Source organism: Pseudonocardia sp. GCM10023141 (assembly GCF_042653605.1).
The window spans coordinates 301,598-323,113 of record NZ_JBHSIR010000006.1 but is presented as its reverse complement, the minus strand read 5'-3'; the positions used below and the strand labels follow the sequence as shown (position 1 = coordinate 323,113).

Below are 21,516 nucleotides of genomic sequence, written 5' to 3'. Positions count from 1 at the left end.
GCCGCTGCAGGCGCTGAGTGCGACGGTCAGGGCGGCCATGGCACCGACGGCGGCGAGTCGCTGGATCTTACGCACGGGGTTCCTCCTCGAGCTCGGCCCGGGAGATCCGGACCAGTTGTGAAGACATTCGGTGGTTCTTGCCCAACGGTTCGGGCCGGTTCGGAAAAAGTTTCGGTTCACCCGATCAGGCGACCGAAAAAATGGTGGCGGGCCAGCCACTGGCACCGTCCGGGATCGGGTCGGCCCGCATTTCGGTCTGCGTCACGCCATTGCGGTCGGTGACCCGCGTCTGCACGGTGTGGCTACCCGGGGAAAGCGTGAAATCAGAACGCCACATGCGCCAGGTGTCGTAGTTGACCTCGGTGGCCAGCTCGGCGTCGCGCCACTGGCCGCCGTCCATCCGGACCTCGACCTTGCCGATGCCGGTGGGCTGCGACCAGGCGATCCCGGCCACCGTGACCTTGCCTGCCGGCACCGACGTGAAGCCCAGTGGCTTGTCGATGCGCGCCTGGGTCTTGATCGGCGCCTTCTCCGCCCAGCCCCGCTCGCGCCAGTAGCTCTGCTTCTGGCCGAACGTGGTGGCCTCGAGGTCGGCGACCCACTTGGTGGCGGAGACGTAGCCGTAGAGGCCGGGGACGACCATGCGCACCGGGAAGCCGTGCTCCGGTGGGAGCGCCTCCCCGTTCATCCCGATCGCCAGCAGCGCGCCCCGACCGGGCTCCATCAGCACGTCGAGCGGGGTGGTGGTGTACCAGCCGTCGATGCTCGTGGAGTAGATCTGGTCGGCCCCCGGCCGGACTCCCGCCTCCAGCAGGATGTCGCGCAGCTCGACGCCGATGAAGTTGGCGGTGGACACGAGGTCCCCGCCGACCGGGTTGGAGACACACGTCATCGTGATCGTCCGCTCGACGAGCTTGCGGGCGAGCAGGTCGTCGAAAGACAAGGTCACAGGGTTGTCGACCATGCCGTGGATGCGCAGCGACCAGTCCTGCGCGGTCTGGCTCGGGATCCGCAGCGCGATGTCGATCCGGTAGAAGTCGGCGTTGGGCGTCAGGAACGTCGGGGTGCCCGACTCGGGGAACGCGGCGCCGGCCGGGATGGCGGGAGCCCGCTCGGTCAGGGTGGCCCGCGCCAGTTGCGCCGTCACCGTGCGACGCGAGTCGGCGACACCGCCACCCCCGATCAGCAGCCCGCCACCGGTCGCGCCGAGCGACGCCACCGCGACCGCGGCCGACGACCCGATCAGGACCTTGCGGCGCGAGACCTGCCGCCCGGCCCCGTCGGTGGCGGGTGTGGCGTACGCGGTGAGCGCGAGGCGATGCAGGCCGATGAAGACGGCGGCGCCCACGACGACGGAGACCACGGGAGCGATCAGCTGGCTCGGCGCGAAGCCGGGAGCGATGATCACCGTCAGGATGCCGAGCGCGCCCATCGCGATGACGATGCCGAGCCCGCGGATCGCCCGTTGGCGAGACAGCAGGCCGGCCACGACGGCCACGATCGTGATGACCACGGCCATGCCGCTGAGCAGGATCGGCTTGTCCAGGGTACCGAAGGTGTGCTTCGCGAACTCGGTCAGGAACTGCGGGGAAAACCGGATCACCGTGTCGCCGACGGCCAGGAATGGCGACGATGACGGCGCGATCAGGGTGGCCACCAGATGCCCGAATCCGAGAGCGGCACCGACCGCCAGCACTCCGATCAGGGCCGCGACGCGGCGAGGTAGCTCGGCCGGCGCGGTATCCGGAGTGCGGGGTGGTGCGGCGATTGTGCTCACGATCAGCATTCGCGAAAAGTGTGCAGACGGTTCAGGTGGAAACGAGTCCGCTCGCCACGACCGGGCCCGGCCGGGCGGGTGCGGACCTGCCGGGTTCGAGCGAGATGGCATAGCCGAGGAAGTTCGGACCGGCGGCGGCACCGAGAGCGTGCACGCCCGCGTCACCGGCTTCCACGTCGAACGCGCCCAGCGGCTGCGGGTCGGCCGTGCTGATGCCCCAGAGCACGTACGTCGAGTTGCTCCGATCGTTGGGCGGCAGTCCGGACGTGACCACCGTGCGATCGGCAGCACTGCCGAGCACCGCGGCCGCCGGCATCCCGGCGCTGGTGGCGAGCGTCGCCTTGGCGGTGCCGGGCCGGATCACCTGCGCCACGACGTCGGCGAGCGCCTGCGACTGCGCGAGCTGCGTGCCGCGCTGCTGGTGCTCGTGGGTGGAGTACCCCGTCACGCCACCGGCCCCGAGCACGACCACCGCGAACACCGCGGCGATCAGCGCCCGCCGGCGGCGGTCGCGTGGCCTGACCGGACCAGGCCGATCGAGAGGAGGCACACGCTGGGGGAGCGGAACCGTGGCGGTGGTCCGTGTTGGCCCCACCCACTGGTTCGGAAGGTGGGCCTGCGGCGTCGCTGCGACGATCGCGCGCAGGTTCTCCCGCAGCGACTGCGGCGGGATCGCCGGGATCGCCGCGGAGGCCACGACGCCCAGCACCCGCTCGGCGCGGTCGATCGTCTCCTGGCAGGACGAGCATCCGGGACGGTGCAGCGCCAGCGCCAGTTCCTCGTCGGGTTCGAGTGCGTGCAACGCCCAGCCCACAGCCTGCACGGTCATCGGGCAGACCGGTCCGTTCGACGGTCTCAACGGGTGCCACCGGCGGCATTGCGATCAGGCCGTCGCACCACGTGCTGGTGACGGCCGGTGTCGGGACCCGCCGGCCGGACGCGCGAGGCTGCCGCCTGCGTCGGCGCCTCCGTCCGGGGCGGAGCCGGGTCCATCAGCTGGGTCGTCACACCCTGCTTTCGCGGCTGCGACGGGAACGGTTCAGCGGCACGCCGTGCAGTGATCTGCCACTGCCCCGGGATTCACCTGATCGGACTACAACCGTTGGGGGCCGGGTCCCGAATGCCTGGTTGTCAGGGCCGACCGCGGCCGACCGTCGAACGATGGAGCCCCATCTCGTGCACAGCCGGTCGCCACTGCCGGTGAGCAGCGGTGATGCAGACCTGCTGCAGTCCTGGCGAGACGATCCCGCCGCCGGTGCCGCGCTGGCCCGCCGCGCCCACATCGTGCTGCTCTGCAGTGCCGGCATGGGGCCGTCGGCGGTGGCGAGGGAGCTCGGCTGCTCGACACGGACGGTCACGACCTGGCGGGAGCGCTATCGCGCCGAAGGGCTCGACGGCCTCCGCGACGCGCCGCGCTCCGGCCGGCCGGCGACCGTCGACGCGGCCGCGGTGGTGCTGCGCACGCTGCAGCCACCCGGACCGGGAACGGCCCGCTGGTCGACGCGGTCGCTGGCCACCGAGCTCGGCATCAGCAACGTCGCGGTGGCCAACGTCTGGCGGCACTGGGGGATCCGGCCGGGAGCGGGTGGTCGGGTGTCCCTGCTGACCGAACCCGTGCTCGACGCACCGCTCGCCGCCATCGCCGGCCTGCACGTCGACGCCCTGGCCGGGCTGTTCGCCGTGCGGACCGGCCATGCACCCGCACCGCCCGGCGGAACCCGGCGGGTGGGGATCGGGGACCGGATCAGCACGGTCGCGGCCTCGGCCCGCGTCGGGGCGGGCGACCCGGCGGCGCTCGGCAGCTTCCTGGCAGCCCTCGACGACGCGCGCGCCGGTGGCCCGATCCGGCTCATCGCCGCGCCCGCCGTGCCGCAGCTGATCCGCTGGGCCGAGGGCCGCGACGGCGTCGCGCTGCACACCGCGACGACGCACCCGGCGTGGGAGCGGCTCGTGCGCGTGGCCTGCCTCGTGGTCGGTGTTGCGGGCGGCCCTGCCGTCGAGGCGGTGCGGACGGCGCTGTCGCTCTACCCAGGCACCGGGGCCTTCAGCTGGATCGCCGAGACCGCTGCGCCCCGCGAGGTCGCGCTCAGCGCGTCGGGGCGGCCGCGGTAGCGCCTGCGCACGCCGTGGCGCCTCCGTTGCAGGAAAGTCCGTCATGGCCTGCGGCCGCCATGAAAGAGGAGAACCGGGACCCTCCCGGGGTGCGCGAGCCGCACGCCACGGCCCTGTCGATGACGTTGCGGTGCGGCTCGCGCGGATCATGCTTGCCGAGGCGCACAGGAGGGCCCGGCGTGGGGCGCTGCGGTGCGGGTGGGGTGATCAACGCCCACTGGTTCGGTGTTGACCATGACCCAGTGGGCGTTGATCTTCGTGCCGGTGGTCGAGCGCGCACTGGCTCATGATCGAACCGGAACCGGTGGGCGTTGATCACTCGCCCGGCGCGGCGGGCTCTCGCAACGGGGCCGGCGCGGGGGTGTCGGGTGCGTTTCCCGGTAGGTCCCGCTGGTAGGCCGCGTTCGGATGGGGATTCTCCTGACAGCCACTTTGCTGCAACGAGGTTGCGGGAAAGTGGCTTTCCTGCAATGCGGCAGGGCCCCGGGCGCTACCGCTCGAGCGGGCTCGGCCGGGTGTCGAGCGGCGAGGGCTCGTCGGGATCGAGGTCGTCGAGCCCACTCGCGGCGCGCCGCCGCGCAAGTGCCCGGTCGTGGTGGCGGGCGAACTGGATGGCCACCTCGAACAGCACGGTGAGAGCCCCGGCGAGCGCGGTCATGGAGATGGGGTCCTGGCCGGGGGTGGCGATGGCGGCGAAGACGAACAGACCGAAGATCAGCCCGCGGCGGGAACTGCGCAGCTTCGCGTAGCTCAGCACGCCGATGCGGTTGAGCATGACGACGAGCAGCGGCAGCTCGAAGCTGACGCCGAAGATGAGCAGCAGCGCGATGACGAAGCCGAAGTACGCCTCCCCGGTCAGTGCCGTGACCTGGACGGTGCTCCCGATCGTCAGCAGGAACGCCAGGCCCTGGGAGACCACGAGATAGGCCAGCACCGCTCCGGTGACGAACAGCGTCGCGGCGGACAGGACGAACGCCAGCGCGTAGCGGCGCTCGTGGGCGTGCAGCCCCGGGGTGATGAACCGCCAGATCTGGTGCAGCCACAGCGGGCAGGCCAGCACGATGCCGGCGGTGGCTCCGACCTTGAGGCGCAGCGTGAACTGGTCGAACGGGCCGGTGCCGAGCAGGGTGCAGGAGCCGTCGGCAGTGAACACGGCACGCGACCCCGCGGGGATGGAGCAGTAGGGCTGCTTGAGGAGGTCGCCGAGGCTGGGCGCGCCGAACAGCGGAGTGGCGAACCAGACGTAGCCGACGACGGTGGTGACCGCGATCCCGATCAGGGCGATCGCCAGCCGGTTGCGCAGCTCGTAGAGGTGATCGATCAGGCTCATCGTGCCGTCGGGGTTGCCCCGACGGCGTCTCCGCGCTGCAACCGGTGCGAACGATGTGGGCATCCGATGCTCCTGACAGGACGTGCGGGGAGGGTGCTCGACGGCTCCGGAAACGGCGACAGCCGGGGCGGATTCACCCCGGCTGTCCCTGATCGCCTGTCCATGTCGCCTCGATCAGGAGAGACGTGCGCGGTCGATCAGGCGTTGTTGTCGCTGGTGTTGATCTCGCCGTTGACGCCCTTGGGGAAGAACCCGCCCGAGCTGACCTGGGCCGGGTTGAGGTAGGCGATGTTGAGCACCGAACCGGCCGAGCGCGAGTACGCGATGCCGTTCTCGTCGGTCGGCACGATGTTGCCGTTGCCGTCGGCGTCGACGATGCCCTGGTCGTCGTCGGTCTTGCCGTCGAGGCTGTCGCGCGCGTCGGAGATCGCGCCTGCCGGAACGCTGAGGCCCTTCGACAGCAGCACCGTGCGCACGAGGCCCGCGTGGTAGGCCTCGACCGCGAGGATCCCGGCAGCGGCCTCGAGGTAGGTCTTGTTCGAGATCAACGGGGCGGCGCCCTTGTACGCGGTGACGCCCACGTCCTCGAACACGAACGCGCCGAGCAGGAAGTTGTCCTCGTTGGCGAACGGGTCGAACGCCTCGCCCGGCTTGATCAGCCCGGCCGCGGTCGCGGCGGCGTTGAACGCGTCGGTGAGGTTGATCTCCGGGCGCGCCACCTTCGCGTCACCCAGCGCGGCGCGCAGGAAGTCGACGTGCGCGCGCTCGTCGCCTGCGATCTCCTCGGCGTACTGGCGGCCCAGCTTCGTCTCGAACTTCACCTTGTAGCCGCCGGTGACGGCGCCGCAGTCGCCGGTGCCGTCGATCTGGCTGTCCTTGAGCCCCTCGCCGAACACGCCACGCAGGTAGTACTCCGCCTCGAGGTACTCCAGGTTCAACGCGAAGTTCAGGATCGCGCCGTCACTGGGACCCTGCGCCGCCTCTTCCTTGTGGCCGTGCTGACCGGCGAACGCCGTGCCCGCACCCAGCCCGAGCGCACCCACGCCCGCCAGGCCCACACCGGTGATCCCGGCCGCCCGCAGGAAGCGGCGACGGTCCAGCGGATTCTCCGAACTGCGGTTGATCGCGTCCTTCACGAACCCTTTGTTGAACCCCTCGAACACGGAGAACTCCTCGAACTGGGTTTGCGTCGGCTACCGGCAGGCCGGAACCGTTCGCACCTGGGGAGCGGTCTCTGACGGACCGATGACGCGAATGCGCGCCACACTTCACCCAACGTCGTGTTCAGGTGTTCGATACTGGACCGGTCGGGCGATCCCCGGACTTCGTTCACGGATCCGTGAATTAATTCCGTAACCGCGGACCCGGTGTTCGCGCCCGGCTCGACGACTCTACGCTCCGCTGTGCAGAATGCGTTCCCGTTGTCCCCGGTGATAGCGAAAGGTGGCATCCGATGGGTGCATTGAGTCCGACCCACTGGCTGATCATTCTCGGCGTCGTGGTGGTGCTGTTCGGCGCGAAGCGACTGCCTGACGCGGCACGCAGCCTCGGTCGCTCGGCCCGGATCCTCAAGGCCGAGGTGCGGGAGACCGTTGCCGATGGCAAGGACGACACGGACGGCGACAGGCCCGCCACCCCGGGTGCCGCCGCCCCGAATCCCGTCACGTCAGCGCTCCCACAGGCGACGGACGCAGTGCCGCCGGTGCGCGCTGCCGCACCGGTTGCGGCCACCACCGGCGACTGACGCGATTCGCGATGTTCGATCTGAGCTTCGAGAAGCTGTTGGTGCTCGTCGTTGCGGCGTTGTTCATCCTGGGTCCGGAACGGCTGCCGGGCGCTGCTGCCTGGCTCGGCCAGACCGTCCGGAAGGTCAAGGAATTCGGTTCGGGTGCCCAGGAACAGATCCGTCGGGAACTCGGTCCGGAATTCGAGGAGATCAGCCGGCCGTTGGCCGAGTTGCGCGCGCCGTTGCAGGAATTGCGTGCACTGCGCGATCCGCGAGCGGCCGTGATGCGCCACCTCCTCGCCGATCCCGCCCCAGCTGTGCCCGCAACGGTGGTTCTCACGAAACCGGTCGCCATCGCCGCCTACGACAGCGATGCGACCTGAGCCGGTGCCCCGGGCCGATCGTCGGACCGGCCCCGGGCCCCGGCGCTCGTCAGGCGGTGACGGCGGCGAACCTGGCCTGTGCGTCGGCCCAGTTCACCGCGTTCCACCAGGCGTTGACGTAGTCGGCCTTGACGTTGCGGTACTGCAGGTAGAACGCGTGCTCCCACATGTCCAGCAGCACGATCGGCACGATCGTGGCGGGAATGTTCGCCTGCTGGTCGTAGAGCTGGAAGATCAGCAGCCGCTTGCCGAGCGGCTCCCACCCGAGCACCGACCAGCCCGAACCCTGGATCGCCAGCGCGTTGGCCTGGAACTGGCTGCGGAAGGCGTCGAACGAGCCGAACTGGTCGTCGATGGCGGCGGCGAGGTCTCCAGTGGGCTTGTCGCCGCCGTCGGGGGAGAGGTTGGTCCAGAAGATCGAGTGGTTGATGTGGCCGCCGAGGTGGAACGCCAGCGACTTCTCCAGCCCGTTGACGGTGCCGAACGAGCCGGCGGCACGGGCCTCGGCCAGCTGCTCCAGCGTGGTGTTGACGCCGGTGACGTAGGCCTGGTGGTGCTTGGAGTGGTGCAGCTCCATGATCTCCGGCGCGATGTGCGGCGCCAGCGCCGCGTAGTCGTAGGGCAGTCGGGCAGCGTGTAATCAGCCATGCGCTCAGCCTCGTAGCTGAACTGGACTTGAGGTCAACGGCGTTGTGACGGCGGCCATGGCCTCCGGCTGGTCGAACTGCGTGTGGTGCAGCTGCGCGTAGCGCCCATCGCGGGCCATGAGCTCGGTGTGGGTGCCGCGCTCCACGACCGTGCCGGCCTCGAGGACCAGGATCTGGTCGGCCGCGCGAATGGTGGACAGGCGGTGGGCGATGACGATGGCCGTGCGCCCGGAGAGAGCCTCGCCGAGTGCCTCCTGCACCGCGGCCTCCGATGTGGAGTCGAGGTGGGCCGTGGCCTCGTCGAGGATCACCACCCGTGGCTTCGCGAGCAGCAGTCGGGCGATCGTGAGCCGCTGGCGCTCACCACCGGAGAGGCGGTAGCCACGCTCGCCGACGATGGTGTCGAGCCCGTCGGACAGCGACGCCACGAGCCCGTCGAGGCGGGAGCGACGCAGCGCGTCCCAGATCTCCTCGTCGGATGCCTTCGGCGCGGCCAGCAGCAGGTTGGCGCGCACCGACTCGTGGAACAGGTGCCCGTCCTGGGTGACGAGCCCGAGCGCGCCGCGCATCGTGTCGAACGACAGGCCGCGCACGTCGACACCGCCGATGCGGACGGAGCCGGAGTCGGCGTCGTAGAGCCGCGGCAGCAGTTGCGCGATGGTGGACTTGCCGGCACCCGACGAGCCGACCAGCGCGATCATCTGGCCGGGCTCGGCTCGGAACGACACCCCGTGCAGCACCTCCTCGCCGCCGCGGGTGTCGAGCTGGGCGACCTCCTCCAGCGACGCCAGCGACACCTTGTCGGCAGCGGGGTAGCCGAAGCGGACGTCGTCGAACTCGACCGACAGCGCACCGTCGGGCAGCGGCAGCGGGGTGGCGGGCTCGGCGATGAGCGGCGTCAGATCGAGCACCTCGAACACGCGCTCGAAGCTGACCAGCGCCCCCATCACCTCGACGCGGGCGCTGGCCAGCGACGTGAGCGGGGCATAGAGGCGGGTGAGCAGCAGTGCCAGCGCGACGACGTCGCCCGCGGCCATGCCACCGGTGAGCGCCAGGTAGCCGCCGAGACCGTAGACGAGCGCCAGCGCCAGCGCCGAGACCAGCGTGAGCGACGAGACGAACACCCACTGCACCATCGCCGAACGCACCCCGATGTCGCGCACCCGGGTGGCGCGCGCGACGAACTCGCGCGTCTCCTCGTCGGGGCGCCCGAACAGCTTGACGAGCGTGGCGCCGGGCGCGGAGAAGCGCTCGGTCATCTGGGTGCCCATCCGGGCGTCCTGCTCGGCGGCCTCGCGCTGCAGCTGCGCCAGCCTGCGCCCGATGCGCCGCGCGGGCAGCACGAACACCGGTAGCAGCACCAGCGCCAGCAGCGTGACCTGCCAGGACAGGCTCAACATGACGGCCAGCGTGAGCGCCAGCGTGACGACGTTGCCGGCGACTCCCGACAGTGTGTCGCTGAACGCGCGCTGCGCGCCGATCACGTCGTTGTTGAGCCTGCTGACCAGAGCGCCGGTGCGGGTGCGGGTGAAGAACGCGACGGGCTGGCGCTGGACGTGGTCGAAGACCGCCGCGCGCAGGTCGAGGATCAGGCCCTCCCCGAGCGAGGCCGACAACCAGCGCGTGACGATCCCCAGGCCGGACTCGGCCACCGCGATGACCGCGATGAGCACTGCGATGCCGACGACGACCCCGACCGGTCCGTTGTTCACGATGGCGTCGACGACGCGCCCGGCCAGCACCGGCGTGGCCACCGCGAGACCGGCGCCCACGACGCTGAGCACCAGGAACGCCGCCAGTCGATGTCGATGGGGCCGCGCGAACCCCCCGATGCGACGCAGGGTGGCCATGGAGAACGGCCTGCGCTCCTCCTCGGCGTGCGCGGCCTGGTACATCGCGTGCCACGCCGTCATCTCCATGCTCATCCGCTTGCTCCCTCGCTCCACGCCGGCCGTACGGGGTAGACGGCTGCCGCCGTCGGAACTCATCGGTGCGTGCCGACGGAGTTCAGTCTCGCGGGCGGCACCGACAGTTCCGCTCGCTGGGCGCAACGTTAGGAGTTGAAGTGAACTTCAGGTCAAGGCGATGTTGTCGCCAGCGACGAGCGGGAACCCGGGAGCGGGCCGGATCGGTACGCCGTTCAGCGTGACGGTGGCTGTCGCGGGGATGTCCACGGAGCCCAGCGTCGACGCCCGGACGGTGGTGGACGTGCCGCTCGCCACCACCGTGACCTCCGGCGCCGGACGATCGCGGGCGCGGCGGTACTCGGTGGGCTCGTTGACGTTGAGCAGGGAGTCCAGAGCCGGGTCGGCCGCGGCGAGGTCCGGGTCGGCGAGCAGCGCCGCCTCGTCCAGGCGGAGCACCGCGACCTCGGCGAAGAGCATCGCCGGGCGCATCCGTCCCGCCGCCACCAGCGCCGCGACGCGCGGTGCGAGCGCCGTCCGGTACGCGGCGGCGAGCGGCTGGGCGAACCCCAGCGCCACGGGGAGTACGACATCCACATCGGACCCGAGTGCCCCCAGCACGCGGCGCACGAACGCCGGGTGCAGCAGCGGCATGTCGGTGGGGCAGACGAACGCGGCCTCCGCGCGTCCCGCGACGGCCGCGAGCCCGGTGGCGATGCCCTGCAACGGACCGCGACCCTCGACGGGGTCGGCCACCACCTCGACGCCGTCGGGAAGGTCGGGCAGTTCCTGCCCGGGTGCGCGGACGACCACCACCGGCCCGTCGAGGGAGCGCTGCAGCAGCGCCGCGGCCCGCCACAGGAGCGTGGATCCGTGCCACTCGAGGGCGGCCTTCGACGTGCCCATGCGGGAGGAGCGGCCACCGACCAGCACGATCCCAGCACTCACGCCGGTGATGGTAGGTGGCCTTCCTGGGCTTTCACCCGGGGTGTGTGCTTCGGCTCGAAGAGTTCGGGTCGTTGCCCGGCTTCCCGGACGGGTTCCTGGATGCAGGGTGTTCGCGGCTGCGCGGCTCGAACGGACATCTCGTTGCGGATGCTCGACGCGGTGAGCGGTGCCGGGTCGGCAGCTACAGGGCTCCTGAGGTGGCTGGACTGGTGGGTAGCCACAAGGTTCCATGAGGCTGCAGTGCCAGCGCGCCTGATCACGCCCGTTCGTCCGGTCTGGGAGCCTGTGCGCGTGACGGCGACGCGGGGGACGACACGGGGCTCGGCCATCGGGCAGGGTGTGACCTGGATGTCGCGATGGAGCCTGCGGCTGCTGCTGGTGGCAGCGGGGCTGGTGCTGATCGGCTGGCTGATCGGCGCACTGTGGTCGATCGTGTTCCCGGTGCTGCTGGCGGTCGTGCTCGCCACGCTGATGTGGCCACCGGCGGCCTGGCTGCTGCGCCACCGCTTCCCACCGCTGGCGGCCGCGGCCACCGTCCTGCTCAGCGGGATCGTGGTGCTGGCACTGCTGATCACCCTGATCACCACGTCGGTCTCGGGCAGCATCGGCCAGATCGTGCAGAGCGCCTCCGGCGGCATCGCCGCGATCCGCGACTGGCTGGCGGGGCCGCCGCTCAACCTCGCGCAGGGCCAGCTCGACGCGGTGTTGCAGCAGGTCACCGGGCAGCTGCAGCAGAGCATCAGCTCCATCGCCGCCGGGGTGCTCAGCGGTGTCGGTGGCATCGCGTCCGGTGTCATCACCCTCGTGTTGACGCTGGTGCTCGCGTTCCTGTTCGTCAAGGACGGGCCGCGGTTCCTGCCGTGGCTGCGCCGGGTCGTCGGCGACGGTGCGGGCGGGCACCTGGCCGAGGTGCTGCAGCGGATCTGGAAGACCGTGGGTGAGTTCATCCGCACCCAAGCCATCGTCAGCCTCGTCGACGCGGTCCTGATCGGTGGCGGCCTGCTGATCCTCGGGGTGCCGCTGGCGCTGCCGCTGGCCGTGCTGACGTTCCTCGGCGGGTTCATCCCGATCGTCGGCGCGATCGTGGCCGGCGCACTCGGAGTGCTCGTGGCGCTGGTGAGCAACGGGTTCACCACCGCGCTCATCGTGCTGGTGATCATCGTGATCGTGCAGCAGCTCGAGGGCAACGTGTTGCAGCCGATCCTGCAGGCCCGCAGCCTCGGCCTGCACGCCGCCGTGGTCCTGCTGGCGATCACCGCGGGTAGCACGCTCTACGGCATCGCGGGTGCGTTCCTCGCGGTCCCTGCGGCCGCGGCGGCCGCTGTGGTGCTGCGCTACATCGGCGAGCAGCTCGACGCGCGGACGGAGCCCCCAGCCGCGGAGGCGGCCCTCGAAGTGACCGAGGACGCCATTCCCTGATCGGTGGGCCCTACTCACGATCGGTGTGGTGGACGCGATCAGTAGGCTGCGGCGCGTCGCCGCCGTGGGGGTGGCCGTAGAGAGGCGTCCTGACGTGAGTGCAGTCGACGAGATCCTGTCCCAGATCCCGCTCGCCCAGCTGGCAGGCCAGCTCGGTGTCGATGAGCAGACCGCTGAACAGGCCACCCGCCAGGCGCTGCCGGCCCTGCTCGGCGGGATCCAGGCCAACACCGACGACCCGGGCGGCGCGTCGTCGTTCGCGCAGGCCGTGCAGCAGCACGACCCCAATCTGGTCAACGGCGGCGTCGACCTCGGCCAGGTCGACACCGCGGAGGGCCAGAAGATCGTCAGCCACGTGTTCGGGGCGAACCAGGGCCAGGTCGTCAACCAGCTCGGCGCGCTCGGCACCGGCGGCAACGACCTCATCGCCAAGCTGCTGCCGATCCTGGCCCCGATCGTGATGTCGTGGCTGGCCTCGAAGCTGACGGGCGGCGGCGCGGCCGCGGCCCCGGCCGGCGCGCCCGCGGGCGGCGGCGGCATCGGTGACGTGCTGGGCGGGCTGCTGGGCAGCGTGCTCGGCGGCGGTGGCGGCGGTGCCGCGGCCCCGGCCGGTGGAATCGACATCGGCAGCATCCTGGGCGGCCTGCTCGGCGGCGGCCGCAAGTGACCACCCCGTCGAGAACGACGTTGCCATGATCAACGAGCCCTTTCGATCATGACATCGTCGTTCTCGACGGACCCGTCGGCGCAGGGGAGCGGGCCGGTAGGGCAGGATTCCGTCCCGTGCGCGTCTATCTGGGATCCGACCATGCCGGCTTCGAGCTCAAGGCCCACCTGGTCGCTCATCTGACCGGGCTCGGTCACGAGGCGATCGACGTCGGCCCGATCCGCTACGACGCCGTCGACGACTACCCGCCGTTCTGCGTGGAGGCCGCGCGCCGGACGCTGGCCGACCCGGGCAGCCTGGGCATCGTGCTCGGCGGCTCCGGCAACGGCGAGCAGATCGCCGCCAACAAGGTGCCCGGCATCCGCGCCGCGCTCACCTGGAGCGTCGACACGGCCACGCTCGCGCGCCAGCACAACAACGCGCAGGTCGCCGGCATCGGGGCCCGCATGCACACCCTCGACGAGGCCGCCGAGATCGCCACCGCGTTCGTCACCACGCCGTTCTCCGACGAGCCGCGCCACCAGCGGCGCATCGACCTGCTCGACGCGTACGTGAGCACCGGGGTGCCGCCGACGCTCCCGGCCGACCAGATCCCCGGCTAGCCGTGCCGGAAGGTCACACGCTGCACCGGCTCGCGCGGCTGCACCAGCGCCGGTTCGGCAGGCAGCCGGTGCACGTGAGCAGTCCCCAGGGCCGCTTCGAGGCCGACGCCAAGCTGATCGACGGTCGCGTCCTGCGCCGCGCCGATGCGCACGGCAAGCACCTGTTCCACCACTACGAGCGCGATCTGATCGTGCACGTCCACCTCGGCCTCTACGGCACCTTCGACGACCAGCCGGTGCCGGTGCCGGAACCCCGCGGCCTCATCCGGATGCGGCTGGTGGGCGCCACCCACGTCGCCGACCTGCGCGGGCCCACCGCCTGCGAGCTGATCACCGGCGCCGAGGTGCGGGCCATCCGGAACCGGCTGGGCCCCGACCCGCTGCGCCGCGACGCCGACCCCGACCGCGCCTGGGCCCGGATCGGCCGCTCCCGGGCCCCGATCGCCACGCTGCTCATGGACCAGGCGGTGATCGCCGGCGTCGGCAACGTCTACCGCGCCGAGGTGCTGTTCCGCCACGGCATCGACCCGCAACTGCCCGGCCGTGCGCTGGTGCGCGAGCAGTGGGACGCCATCTGGGCCGATCTCGTCGTGCTGATGCGTGCCGGGGTGCGGGTCGGCCGGATCGACACGGTGGCCCCCGAACACGATCCGCGCCGCACCGGCCGCGCGCCCCGCAAGGACCGGCACGGCGGCGAGGTCTACGCCTACCGTCGCGCCGGCATGCCGTGCCTGGTCTGCGGCACGCCGATCGCGCACGCCGAGCACGCGGCCCGCAACCTGTTCTGGTGTCCCACCTGCCAGCCCGCCGTGAGCGCCTGACGGTCGCGGGCACCTACCGGACGATCACCGGCAACCGCACCAGCTTGTTCATCAGCAACCCGACCTCCCTGGTCGGCTCGTCGCCGGTGGCGAGCCTCAGCTCGGGGAACCGTCCGAACAGGGAGCTGAGCGCGATCCGGCCCTCCAGCCGGGCCAGCGGGGCGCCGATGCAGTGGTGGATGCCGTGCCCGAACGCGAGGTGCGAGCTCGCGTCGCGGGTGATGTCGAGCAGGTCCGGGTCCGGGTACCGCACGGGGTCGCGGTTGGCTGCCAGCAGCGCCGTGACGATCACGTCACCGGCCGGGATCGTGACGTCCCCGACGCGCACGGGCGCCGCCGTCTCCCAGGGGATCGCCACCTGCAGCGGCCCGTCGAAGCGCAACAGCTCGTTGACAGCGGCCGGCCACCGGTGCGGCTCGGCCCGCAGCAGCGCGAGCTGGTCGGGGTGGGTCAGCAGGGCGTGGGTGCCGGCGCAGATCAGGTTCACCGTGGTCTCGTGGCCCGCGGTGAGCAGCAGGAACACCATGGAGCTGAGCTCGTCGGCGCTGAGCCGGTCGCCACCGTCCTGCACGGCGATGAGGTCTGACAGCAGGTCGTCCGCCGGGGCGGCGCGCTTCTCCGCGATCAGCTCCCGCACGTAGCCGACCATCTCGATGGCGGCCCGGCCCCAGGCGTCGAGCCCGTGCAGCGCCCCGTTGGTGACGATCGACGACGAGCGCCGGAAGTCGTCGCGGCGCAGTTCCGGGATGCCCAGCAGCTCGGCGATCACGGTGATCGGCAGCGGGTAGGCGAACCCGGCGACCAGGTCGACGGGGCCGGGGCCGGCAGCCTCGAGACCGTCGAGCAGCGCGTCGGTGATCTCCTGGATCCGGGGTGCGAGCGCCTCGGTCCGCCGCGCCGTGAACGCCGCCGAGACCAGCCGTCGCAGCCGCGTGTGGTCGGGCGGGTTGGCGCCGAGCAGGTGCGTGTTCATCGCGGCGGCGACCTCGGGTGAGACGGCATCGAGGAACGGCGCCCCACCCTTGACGACGTCGGGGTGCGCGAGCAGGGCGCGCGTCTCCGCGTAACCGGTGGACACCCAGGCCCGCACACCGGTGAACAGGTCCACCTGCTGCACGGGCCCGGTGGTGGCGAGCTCGGCGAAGGCGGCGTGGCGGGCAGGTCCGGTGATCTCGGTGAACGGCGACGGATCCGTTCGGCGTGCGGTGCTCATGATCTCGACGATAGGCGTTGCCGCCCTCTGGTTCGGGTGCCGCAGCGGTCGGCTCCGGACGTCAGAAGCTGCCGCCGGCGTCCCCGCCGCCGCCGAAATCGCCGCCGCCCCAGTCCCCGCCCCCGCCGCCCCAGTCGCCACCGACGTCGCCCGATCCGGGATCGCCGCCGCCCCAGTCCCCGCCACTGTCTCCGGCGCCGCTGTCTCCCCAGCCGCTGTCGCCCCAGCCCCCGTCGTAGCCGGACATCCCGTCGGCGTAGGCGACGCCTGCCATCCCGGAGAACATCGAGCTGAACAGCAGCGCGGAGCCGACGCCCCACGCTCCCGCGACGAGCGCGGACTGCCACCACGGCTCGGAGTACCAGCCCTGTGGCACCGGCCGCCCGGCGACCGTGCCACCCGGGTAGTAGTGCTGGTTGCGGTCCGACGGCGACGGCGACGCGCTGTAGGAGTGGCCCTCCACCTGCACGTCCCGCGCCTCGGTGACGGCGCCGGCACGCTCCTGGCCGGGCAGCGGCGGCAGCTCCGGGCCGGGGTCGATGCCCATCGCCGTGCGGGCGGCCCGTACGTAGTAGAGGCCCTCGTAGGCCGTCTCGGTGACCTGGCGGGCCTGCGCGACGCTGCGCGCCTGGTCCATCTGCGACCCGGCGGCCGTGTAGCGCTCCGCGGCGTCGGCGATCGCCTGCCGGGACGCGTCATCGGTGCCGGTGAGGCTGAGCACCTGCCCGCCGAGCCGCTCCACCCACCGGCGGGCCTCCGACCGGGCATCGTCGAGCTCGCGGGCCCGTGCCGCGGCGCGTTGGCGCATGAGCCAGACCACCCCTGCAACGATGATCAGCACCACGAGGACCGTGACTATCGTCCCGACCACGTCCACCACTCCCCATCAGGTCGTCCACCAGGACAACGGGCACGCAACGGGCATCGTTCCGCACTGGGCCCTACCCTGCACCTGTGGCCGACCCCAAGCCGATCGAGTGCTGGATGACCGACATGGACGGTGTGCTCGTCCATGAGGGACGACTGATCCCCGGCGCCGACACGTTCATCGCCAAGCTGCGAGCGGCGGGCACCCCGTTCCTCGTGCTCACCAACAACTCGATCTACACCCCGCGTGACCTGCAGTTCCGCCTGCGCACCACCGGTATCGACGTGCCGGAGGAGGCGATCTGGACGTCCGCGCTGGCCACCGCCACGTTCCTCGACGGCCAGCGCCCTCGGGGCAGCGCGTACGTGGTGGGCGAGGCCGGGCTCACCACGGCGTTGCACGAGATCGGGTACGTCCTCACCGACACCGCGCCCGACTACGTGGTGCTGGGCGAGACCCGCACCTACTCCTTCGAGGCCGTCACCACGGCGATCCGGCTGATCCTCGACGGCGCCCGGTTCGTGGCCACCAACCCCGACGCGGTCGGCCCGTCCAGCGACGGCGTGCTGCCCGCCACCGGTGCGGTGGCGGCACTGATCACGCGTGCCACCGGCGTCGATCCGTACTTCGTCGGCAAGCCGAACCCGTTGATGATGCGCGCCGCCCTCAACCGGTTGCAGGCCCATTCCGAGACCACCGCGATGATCGGGGACCGGATGGATACCGACATCGTGGCCGGTCTGGAGGCCGGGATGCGCACGGTGCTGGTGCTCACCGGGATCACGACGGCGGGGGAGGTGGATCGCTTCCCGTTCCGCCCGCACCGCGTCATCGACTCGATCGCGGACCTCGTCGCCGAACTCTGAGCCGGCCGGATCGGCTCGGGACCGGACGAGATGCCGGGTCCACGCCGGCTGGCACGGCCGACGTGGACCCGAGGCCGGTCGAGGGAGGGGGTTGACCGGCCGGGGGCGTCTCGTCCCCCCGCGGGGTTCACTCGATAGTGGAGCCCCCACCGTTACCCGGGGATTCTCTCGCTGATCACCCGCGCGTCAGAGCCGCCGTCGACGGCATCCGGCGAAATGACAGTGCTGTGATTTACCGTGGCGGTATGGAGACCACGAGCACGAGCACCACCGGCTGGTGGAACTGCGCCGAATGCGACGTCGACCTCGAACTGGTCGAGTCCGACGTCACCGGATTCGCGGTGGACTGCCCGGACTGCGGCCAGACGATGGCCCAGTGGCGCGATGGTATCCCGGATCACCTCAGAATGACCGGATGATCGAGATTCGCGGGGCCCGGCCCGACGACGACGCCGCGCTGGTGGCCATCGACGAGGCCACCTGGAGCGAGGCCACCACCCCGGCGCCGCGCCAGACCGGGCCGTGGGCCTTCCTCGACCGCTTCCCGCTGGAGAACGTGCTGGTCGGCACCATCGACGGGGTGGTGGCGGGCTACGCCCTGGTCAGCAACCCCCTGCCGGTGCCGTCGCACGCCCACGTCCTGCAGCTCAACGGCCTCGCCGTGGGACCGGGGTTCACCGGCCACGGCCTGGGCCGGGCGCTGGTGGAGGCGGCTGTCGCGACCGCGACCGAACGGGGCGCTCGCAAGATCACGCTGCGGGTGCTGGGCTCCAACGCGGTGGCCCGGCACCTCTACGCGTCGTGCGGGTTCGTCGAGGAGGGTGTGCTGCAGGAGGAGTTCCTGCTGGGCGGCGCCTACGTCGACGACGTGTTCATGGCGCGCCGGCTCGTGCCGGCGGGCAGCTCCAGCGCGTAGGTCCGGCCGAGCAGTTCGGGGCCGAACTCGGTGAAGGGCTCCTCGGCGACGAGCCGGAAGCCCGCGGCCCGGTAGATGCGCTGCGCGGTCTCGAGCACGTCGGTCGTCCAGAGCTGCATGCGGCGGTAGCCCGCGTCGACGGCGAACCCGACGCAGGTCTCCACCAGCCGCCGCCCCAGACCGTGGCCGCGGGCCGCCGGGTCGAGCAGCAGCACCCGCAGGTGGGCGGTGTCCGGCTCGCCCGCCGTGCACGCCACCGAACCGACGCGCCTGCCGCCCACCTCGGCGATCCACGCCGCCTCCCGCGTCGTGTCGTGGCCGGCGGCGAAGTCGGCGACGAAGCGCGCCACGTGCGCTTCGAACGCGGGGCTCCAGCCGTACTCCGCGGTGTAGTGCTCGCCGTGGGCCATCACGACCCAGCCGAGGTCGCCGGGCCTGCCGAGCGGCCGGATCACTGCGTCCGACACGGTGCACCTCCGAGAACGATCACTGAAACACTTGTTTCAGTGCAGAATGGCCGGGTGCCCGACGCATCGCAACCAGGTTCCGCGCGCCGGACGCAGCTGCTCGAGCTCGCCTACGCCCACGTGCTGCGCCACGGACTGCTCGACATGTCGCTGCGCCCGCTCGCCGAGGCCGTCGGATCGAGTCCGCGCGTGCTGCTGTACCTGTTCGGGTCCAAGGACGGGCTGGTCCAGGCGGTGATCGAGCGTGCACGCGTCGACGAGCTGGCGCTGCTCGACGCCATCCCGCGTGGTGCCGGACTCGCGGCGGTGGGTCGGGCGATCTGGGGCTGGCTCGCCGACCCGGAGCACCGGGACCTGCTGCGGCTGTGGGTCGAGGGGTACGCGCGCTCGCTCGTCGAGCCGGTGGGTGCGTGGGCCGGCTACGCCGCCGGCAGCGTCGAGAGCTGGCTCCGCATCCTCGTGGACGTGCAGGACGACCCGGTCGCGGGGACGGCCGTGCTGGCACTGCTGCGCGGCGCCCTGCTCGACCTGCTGGCCACCGGCGACGTCGCTCGCACCACCGCCGCCGTCCACGCCCAGCTGGCGCGCGTTGCGCAACCGGATGGGGAAGTGGTGCACTGAGCACATGACCGCCTCGTCCGCGCCTCGGCACACGTTCTGCGTGTGCCTGCTCGCGATGGACCAGCTCTCGGTCGACGACCGGCTCTGTCGGCCGCTCGCGCGCACCCGCTGACCTCGTCCGAGGTGACCGGGGCGCTACCGAGCCCCCCGCCCCCGGTTCCTGAGGACAGGTTCATGAGCACTGCATCTCCACTGTCGCGCCCCACCTGGCTGCGCAGGCTGCTGGCCCGCATCGCCGCCGCCGTCGCCGCGGCGCACGCGGGCTCGGTGCCGTTCTAACTGGTCTCGGCCGCACCCCGCTGGACGGTTTGCCGCCCCGAATAAATGACCGTACATTGCCGGGCGGAGACCACGTGTCGAGATGATGCCGAGGGAGGCGCCGTGCTGCTTGCCGCCGCCGGGGTCGGCCTGCTGATCGGCATTGATCGGCGCGTTCGGCGGGGGCGGAGGCGTGCTCACCGTTCCGGTGCTGGTCTACCTGCTCGGCCGGAGCGCGCAGGGCGCCACCACGGGCAGCCTCGTGATCGTCGGGGTGACGGCCGTGGTCGGCACTGCGGTGCGCGCCGTCGCCGGGGACGTGCGGTGGCGGGTGGGGCTGGCGTTCGGCGCGGCCGGCATCCCGGCCGCATGGTTGGGCAGCCTGGCCAACCGGCACGTCCCGTAGCCGGTCCTGCTGCTGGCGTTCGCAGGCGTCGCGGTGCTGGCCGCGGTACGCGCCACGGCCGCGGTGCTGGTCGTGAAGGTCGTCGGGCTGGGCATGCTGATCGGCTTCCGCACCGGTTTCCTCGGCGTCGGAGGCGGCTTCCTGGCTGTTCCCGCGCTGGTCATCGCGCTGCGACTGCCCATGGCCGGCGCGATCGGCACGTCGTTGCTGGTCATCGCACTCAACTCGACGGCAGGGCTGGCCGACCGCTTCTCCGGCCCGGTGCTCGCCACGGCGTTCTCCGGGATGCTGCTGGCGGTCGGGGCCGTGGTAGCGGTGGAGAGCGTGCTCGCACTCAGCGGCTGACCGCCCGCGAGCAGGCGATCGGCGCCGCCACCACCAGGCACGTCACGGCGACGAGCCCGACCTGCGGCCAGCCGTAGGCGCTCCAGTTCACGACGCCGAGCGTCGAACCCGCAGCGATCCCGAGGAACCGGGTGCTGAAGTAGAGCGTGTTGAGCCTGCTGTGCAGGGCACCGTCGCGGGCGAACAGCATCGTCTGGTTCACGACCTGGTTGCTCCACACCCCGACGTCGAGCAGCACCGTGCCGACCACCAGCCACCCGAGCTCGCGATGACCCAACGCCAGCGCCGCCCAGCCGGCCACGGCGATCGCCAGCACGATCGCCAGTGTGGAGCGACCCCCGATCCGGTCGGCCAGCCTGCCGGCCGGCGGGGACGTCAGCGCCCTGGCAGCAGCGACGGCATGCTGGCCAGCACCGCCAGCGCCGCGGTGAGCAGCGCGGATGCCACGAACACCACCCGCCACCCAACATTTCCCCAGGATTCCGGAGTAGGCGCGTGAGGCCAGCAGGCCGACGAGCAGGCCGGCCTGGACGGTCCCGACCACCCGACCCCGCCGGGTGCCGCCCGCCAGCGCGACGCGCATGGGGATCACGATCTGGGGGAGGGCGCGAGCAGCCCGACCACGAAGCCGGCCATGGCCAGCAGGGCGACCGGTAGGGCAACTCCGGGCCCCACGTCGTGCCGACCACGGACCCTGGTCGGGGTGGCGGGATTCGAACCCACGGCCCCTCGCTCCCAAAGCTGCGGCAAGCCGTGTGGAGCGGTGCGGGACAGGCGTCTGACCAGTGCCGGATGGTGATCACGACTGTCCACGGCGGTCACTGGAGGAGACCGTTGCTACACGGTTGCTACAGGCACCCGCAGCCGGGACCGCGCATTCCGGCTGGCAGCTCGCAAAATCGGCATGATCTTGCAGTCAGGTTGCCGCCTTCATGGTCAGAGAGGCGTGCGGTGTTGCTTGACCAGGTTGGACGTCGTGAATGTTGGTGACTCTTGGACGGTCTAAGGTGTAGCAGTGCCCCCGGTAGTGCCTCCAATAGTGCCCTCGCAACTCCCGCCTGATTTCTGGACATGGCTCGTCACGGGAAATGCCCCCGGCTACACTGCGGGATTAATAGCGGCGTTCGCTCTCTTCTTTGCGATCCGTTCTTCCAATGCCTCGCGCCGTAGTGCCAAAATCGCTCAGACTCAATTGACGCGCCTCGAAGAGGAGCGTGAAC

23 protein-coding genes and 1 pseudogene are annotated in these 21,516 nt (G+C 71.4%); 13 read left to right on the top strand and 11 right to left on the bottom strand.

Annotated elements, in window-relative coordinates; all coding sequences use genetic code 11:
• Nucleotides 1-184: 184 nt before the first annotated feature.
• Together ACFPFQ_RS02650 and ACFPFQ_RS02645 are read right to left on the bottom strand one after the other, a co-directional pair.
• Complete coding sequence (locus tag ACFPFQ_RS02650; RefSeq protein WP_379614301.1) at nt 185-1,786, bottom strand: molybdopterin-dependent oxidoreductase; 1,602 nt, start codon at nt 1,784-1,786, stop codon at nt 185-187.
• Between the two features lie 22 nt (nt 1,787-1,808).
• Nucleotides 1,809-2,606, bottom strand: coding sequence for an anti-sigma factor (locus tag ACFPFQ_RS02645; RefSeq protein ID WP_379614299.1), 798 nt, complete (start codon nt 2,604-2,606; stop codon nt 1,809-1,811).
• A 332-nt stretch (nt 2,607-2,938) separates the two neighbouring features.
• Here ACFPFQ_RS02645 and ACFPFQ_RS02640 point away from each other — a divergent pair, with 332 nt between their 5' ends.
• A complete protein-coding gene (locus tag ACFPFQ_RS02640) occupies nt 2,939-3,889 on the top strand; it encodes a helix-turn-helix domain-containing protein (RefSeq protein ID WP_379614297.1) in 951 nt (316 codons plus the stop codon).
• Between the two features lie 490 nt (nt 3,890-4,379).
• On the opposite strand, the gene tatC is transcribed toward ACFPFQ_RS02640, so the two are convergent.
• Entirely contained in the window at nt 4,380-5,282 is a 903-nt protein-coding gene (gene tatC, locus ACFPFQ_RS02635) for a twin-arginine translocase subunit TatC (RefSeq protein WP_379614295.1), read from the bottom strand.
• Between the two features lie 134 nt (nt 5,283-5,416).
• Nucleotides 5,417-6,382: a ferritin-like domain-containing protein gene (locus ACFPFQ_RS02630; protein WP_379614293.1), complete on the bottom strand. Its 966-nt coding sequence runs from the start codon at nt 6,380-6,382 to the stop codon at nt 5,417-5,419.
• Between the two features lie 290 nt (nt 6,383-6,672).
• Here ACFPFQ_RS02630 and tatA point away from each other — a divergent pair, with 290 nt between their 5' ends.
• Nucleotides 6,673-6,963 (top strand): Sec-independent protein translocase subunit TatA, encoded by a 291-nt coding sequence (gene tatA, locus ACFPFQ_RS02625; RefSeq protein WP_379614291.1) that lies wholly within the window; start codon nt 6,673-6,675, stop codon nt 6,961-6,963.
• 11 nt (nt 6,964-6,974) lie between these two features.
• Nucleotides 6,975-7,328, top strand: a complete 354-nt coding sequence (locus ACFPFQ_RS02620; protein WP_379614289.1) for a twin-arginine translocase TatA/TatE family subunit — start codon at nt 6,975-6,977, stop codon at nt 7,326-7,328.
• Between the two features lie 49 nt (nt 7,329-7,377).
• Here ACFPFQ_RS02620 and ACFPFQ_RS02615 read toward each other — a convergent pair.
• The 3 genes and pseudogenes from ACFPFQ_RS02615 to mobA form a co-directional block, all read right to left on the bottom strand.
• A pseudogene (locus ACFPFQ_RS02615) lies at nt 7,378-7,976 on the bottom strand (superoxide dismutase).
• Nucleotides 7,977-7,980: 4 nt separating this feature from the next.
• Nucleotides 7,981-9,894: an ABC transporter ATP-binding protein gene (locus ACFPFQ_RS02610; RefSeq protein WP_379614348.1), complete on the bottom strand. Its 1,914-nt coding sequence runs from the start codon at nt 9,892-9,894 to the stop codon at nt 7,981-7,983.
• Between the two features lie 153 nt (nt 9,895-10,047).
• Nucleotides 10,048-10,827: a molybdenum cofactor guanylyltransferase gene (mobA, locus tag ACFPFQ_RS02605; RefSeq protein WP_379614287.1), complete on the bottom strand. Its 780-nt coding sequence runs from the start codon at nt 10,825-10,827 to the stop codon at nt 10,048-10,050.
• A gap of 348 nt (nt 10,828-11,175) precedes the next feature.
• Here mobA and ACFPFQ_RS02600 point away from each other — a divergent pair, with 348 nt between their 5' ends.
• The 4 genes from ACFPFQ_RS02600 (at nt 11,176) to ACFPFQ_RS02585 (ending at nt 14,336) form a co-directional block, all read left to right on the top strand.
• The gene (locus ACFPFQ_RS02600) at nt 11,176-12,246 is read left to right on the top strand and encodes an AI-2E family transporter (RefSeq protein WP_379614285.1); all 1,071 of its coding nucleotides are present in this window, start codon (nt 11,176-11,178) and stop codon (nt 12,244-12,246) included.
• A gap of 94 nt (nt 12,247-12,340) precedes the next feature.
• On the top strand, nt 12,341-12,913 hold the full coding sequence (locus tag ACFPFQ_RS02595; RefSeq protein WP_379614283.1) for a DUF937 domain-containing protein: 573 nt from the start codon (nt 12,341-12,343) through the stop codon (nt 12,911-12,913).
• A 116-nt stretch (nt 12,914-13,029) separates the two neighbouring features.
• Nucleotides 13,030-13,515 (top strand): ribose-5-phosphate isomerase, encoded by a 486-nt coding sequence (locus ACFPFQ_RS02590; protein ID WP_379614281.1) that lies wholly within the window; start codon nt 13,030-13,032, stop codon nt 13,513-13,515.
• Nucleotides 13,516-13,517: 2 nt separating this feature from the next.
• The gene (locus ACFPFQ_RS02585; protein WP_379614279.1) at nt 13,518-14,336 is read left to right on the top strand and encodes an Fpg/Nei family DNA glycosylase; all 819 of its coding nucleotides are present in this window, start codon (nt 13,518-13,520) and stop codon (nt 14,334-14,336) included.
• Nucleotides 14,337-14,349: 13 nt separating this feature from the next.
• Here ACFPFQ_RS02585 and ACFPFQ_RS02580 read toward each other — a convergent pair whose 3' ends face one another.
• Together ACFPFQ_RS02580 and ACFPFQ_RS02575 are read right to left on the bottom strand one after the other, a co-directional pair.
• Nucleotides 14,350-15,549 (bottom strand): cytochrome P450 family protein, encoded by a 1,200-nt coding sequence (locus tag ACFPFQ_RS02580; protein WP_379614277.1) that lies wholly within the window; start codon nt 15,547-15,549, stop codon nt 14,350-14,352.
• Nucleotides 15,550-15,610: 61 nt separating this feature from the next.
• Nucleotides 15,611-16,357, bottom strand: coding sequence for a hypothetical protein (locus ACFPFQ_RS02575; RefSeq protein ID WP_379614347.1), 747 nt, complete (start codon nt 16,355-16,357; stop codon nt 15,611-15,613).
• Nucleotides 16,358-16,533: 176 nt separating this feature from the next.
• On the opposite strand from ACFPFQ_RS02575, the gene ACFPFQ_RS02570 reads away from it, so the two are divergent.
• The 3 genes from ACFPFQ_RS02570 (at nt 16,534) to ACFPFQ_RS02560 (ending at nt 18,199) form a co-directional block, all read left to right on the top strand.
• On the top strand, nt 16,534-17,283 hold the full coding sequence (locus ACFPFQ_RS02570) for an HAD-IIA family hydrolase (protein WP_379614345.1): 750 nt from the start codon (nt 16,534-16,536) through the stop codon (nt 17,281-17,283).
• Between the two features lie 245 nt (nt 17,284-17,528).
• Entirely contained in the window at nt 17,529-17,702 is a 174-nt protein-coding gene (locus ACFPFQ_RS02565) for a hypothetical protein (RefSeq protein ID WP_379614275.1), read from the top strand.
• Nucleotides 17,699-18,199, top strand: a complete 501-nt coding sequence (locus ACFPFQ_RS02560; RefSeq protein ID WP_379614274.1) for a GNAT family N-acetyltransferase — start codon at nt 17,699-17,701, stop codon at nt 18,197-18,199. Before ACFPFQ_RS02565 ends, ACFPFQ_RS02560 begins: the two co-directional genes overlap by 4 nt.
• Here the strand turns inward: ACFPFQ_RS02560 and ACFPFQ_RS02555 are convergent.
• Nucleotides 18,139-18,666 (bottom strand): GNAT family N-acetyltransferase, encoded by a 528-nt coding sequence (locus ACFPFQ_RS02555; protein WP_379614272.1) that lies wholly within the window; start codon nt 18,664-18,666, stop codon nt 18,139-18,141. The genes ACFPFQ_RS02560 and ACFPFQ_RS02555 overlap by 61 nt on opposite strands.
• 54 nt (nt 18,667-18,720) lie before the next feature.
• Between ACFPFQ_RS02555 and ACFPFQ_RS02550 the strand changes: the two genes are divergently transcribed.
• From ACFPFQ_RS02550 to ACFPFQ_RS02540, 3 genes are all read left to right on the top strand, one after another.
• Entirely contained in the window at nt 18,721-19,287 is a 567-nt protein-coding gene (locus ACFPFQ_RS02550; protein WP_379614270.1) for a TetR/AcrR family transcriptional regulator, read from the top strand.
• Nucleotides 19,288-19,738: 451 nt separating this feature from the next.
• Nucleotides 19,739-19,951: a TSUP family transporter gene (locus ACFPFQ_RS02545; RefSeq protein WP_379614268.1), complete on the top strand. Its 213-nt coding sequence runs from the start codon at nt 19,739-19,741 to the stop codon at nt 19,949-19,951.
• A 33-nt stretch (nt 19,952-19,984) separates the two neighbouring features.
• Nucleotides 19,985-20,296: a TSUP family transporter gene (locus tag ACFPFQ_RS02540; RefSeq protein ID WP_379614266.1), complete on the top strand. Its 312-nt coding sequence runs from the start codon at nt 19,985-19,987 to the stop codon at nt 20,294-20,296.
• Here ACFPFQ_RS02540 and ACFPFQ_RS02535 read toward each other — a convergent pair.
• Nucleotides 20,286-20,879, bottom strand: a complete 594-nt coding sequence (locus tag ACFPFQ_RS02535; protein ID WP_379614264.1) for a hypothetical protein — start codon at nt 20,877-20,879, stop codon at nt 20,286-20,288. The two genes, ACFPFQ_RS02540 and ACFPFQ_RS02535, sit on opposite strands and share 11 nt — an antisense overlap.
• Nucleotides 20,880-21,516: the final 637 nt, after the last annotated feature.

Excerpts from the sequence above, each read along its gene's own strand:
- ACFPFQ_RS02650 (WP_379614301.1), bottom strand. The coding sequence starts at position 1,786 with ATGCTGATCGTGAGCACAATCGCCGCACCACCCCGCACTCCGGATACC.
- ACFPFQ_RS02645 (WP_379614299.1), bottom strand. The coding sequence starts at position 2,606 with ATGACCGTGCAGGCTGTGGGCTGGGCGTTGCACGCACTCGAACCCGAC.
- ACFPFQ_RS02640 (WP_379614297.1), top strand. The coding sequence starts at position 2,939 with ATGGAGCCCCATCTCGTGCACAGCCGGTCGCCACTGCCGGTGAGCAGC.
- tatC (WP_379614295.1), bottom strand. The coding sequence starts at position 5,282 with ATGCCCACATCGTTCGCACCGGTTGCAGCGCGGAGACGCCGTCGGGGC.
- tatA (WP_379614291.1), top strand. The coding sequence starts at position 6,673 with ATGGGTGCATTGAGTCCGACCCACTGGCTGATCATTCTCGGCGTCGTG.
- ACFPFQ_RS02620 (WP_379614289.1), top strand. The coding sequence starts at position 6,975 with ATGTTCGATCTGAGCTTCGAGAAGCTGTTGGTGCTCGTCGTTGCGGCG.
- ACFPFQ_RS02610 (WP_379614348.1), bottom strand. The coding sequence starts at position 9,894 with ATGGAGATGACGGCGTGGCACGCGATGTACCAGGCCGCGCACGCCGAG.
- ACFPFQ_RS02600 (WP_379614285.1), top strand. The coding sequence starts at position 11,176 with ATGTCGCGATGGAGCCTGCGGCTGCTGCTGGTGGCAGCGGGGCTGGTG.
- ACFPFQ_RS02580 (WP_379614277.1), bottom strand. The coding sequence starts at position 15,549 with ATGAGCACCGCACGCCGAACGGATCCGTCGCCGTTCACCGAGATCACC.
- ACFPFQ_RS02575 (WP_379614347.1), bottom strand. The coding sequence starts at position 16,357 with ATGCGCCAACGCGCCGCGGCACGGGCCCGCGAGCTCGACGATGCCCGG.
- ACFPFQ_RS02570 (WP_379614345.1), top strand. The coding sequence starts at position 16,534 with ATGACCGACATGGACGGTGTGCTCGTCCATGAGGGACGACTGATCCCC.
- ACFPFQ_RS02565 (WP_379614275.1), top strand. The coding sequence starts at position 17,529 with ATGGAGACCACGAGCACGAGCACCACCGGCTGGTGGAACTGCGCCGAA.
- ACFPFQ_RS02560 (WP_379614274.1), top strand. The coding sequence starts at position 17,699 with ATGATCGAGATTCGCGGGGCCCGGCCCGACGACGACGCCGCGCTGGTG.
- ACFPFQ_RS02535 (WP_379614264.1), bottom strand. The coding sequence starts at position 20,879 with ATGCGCGTCGCGCTGGCGGGCGGCACCCGGCGGGGTCGGGTGGTCGGG.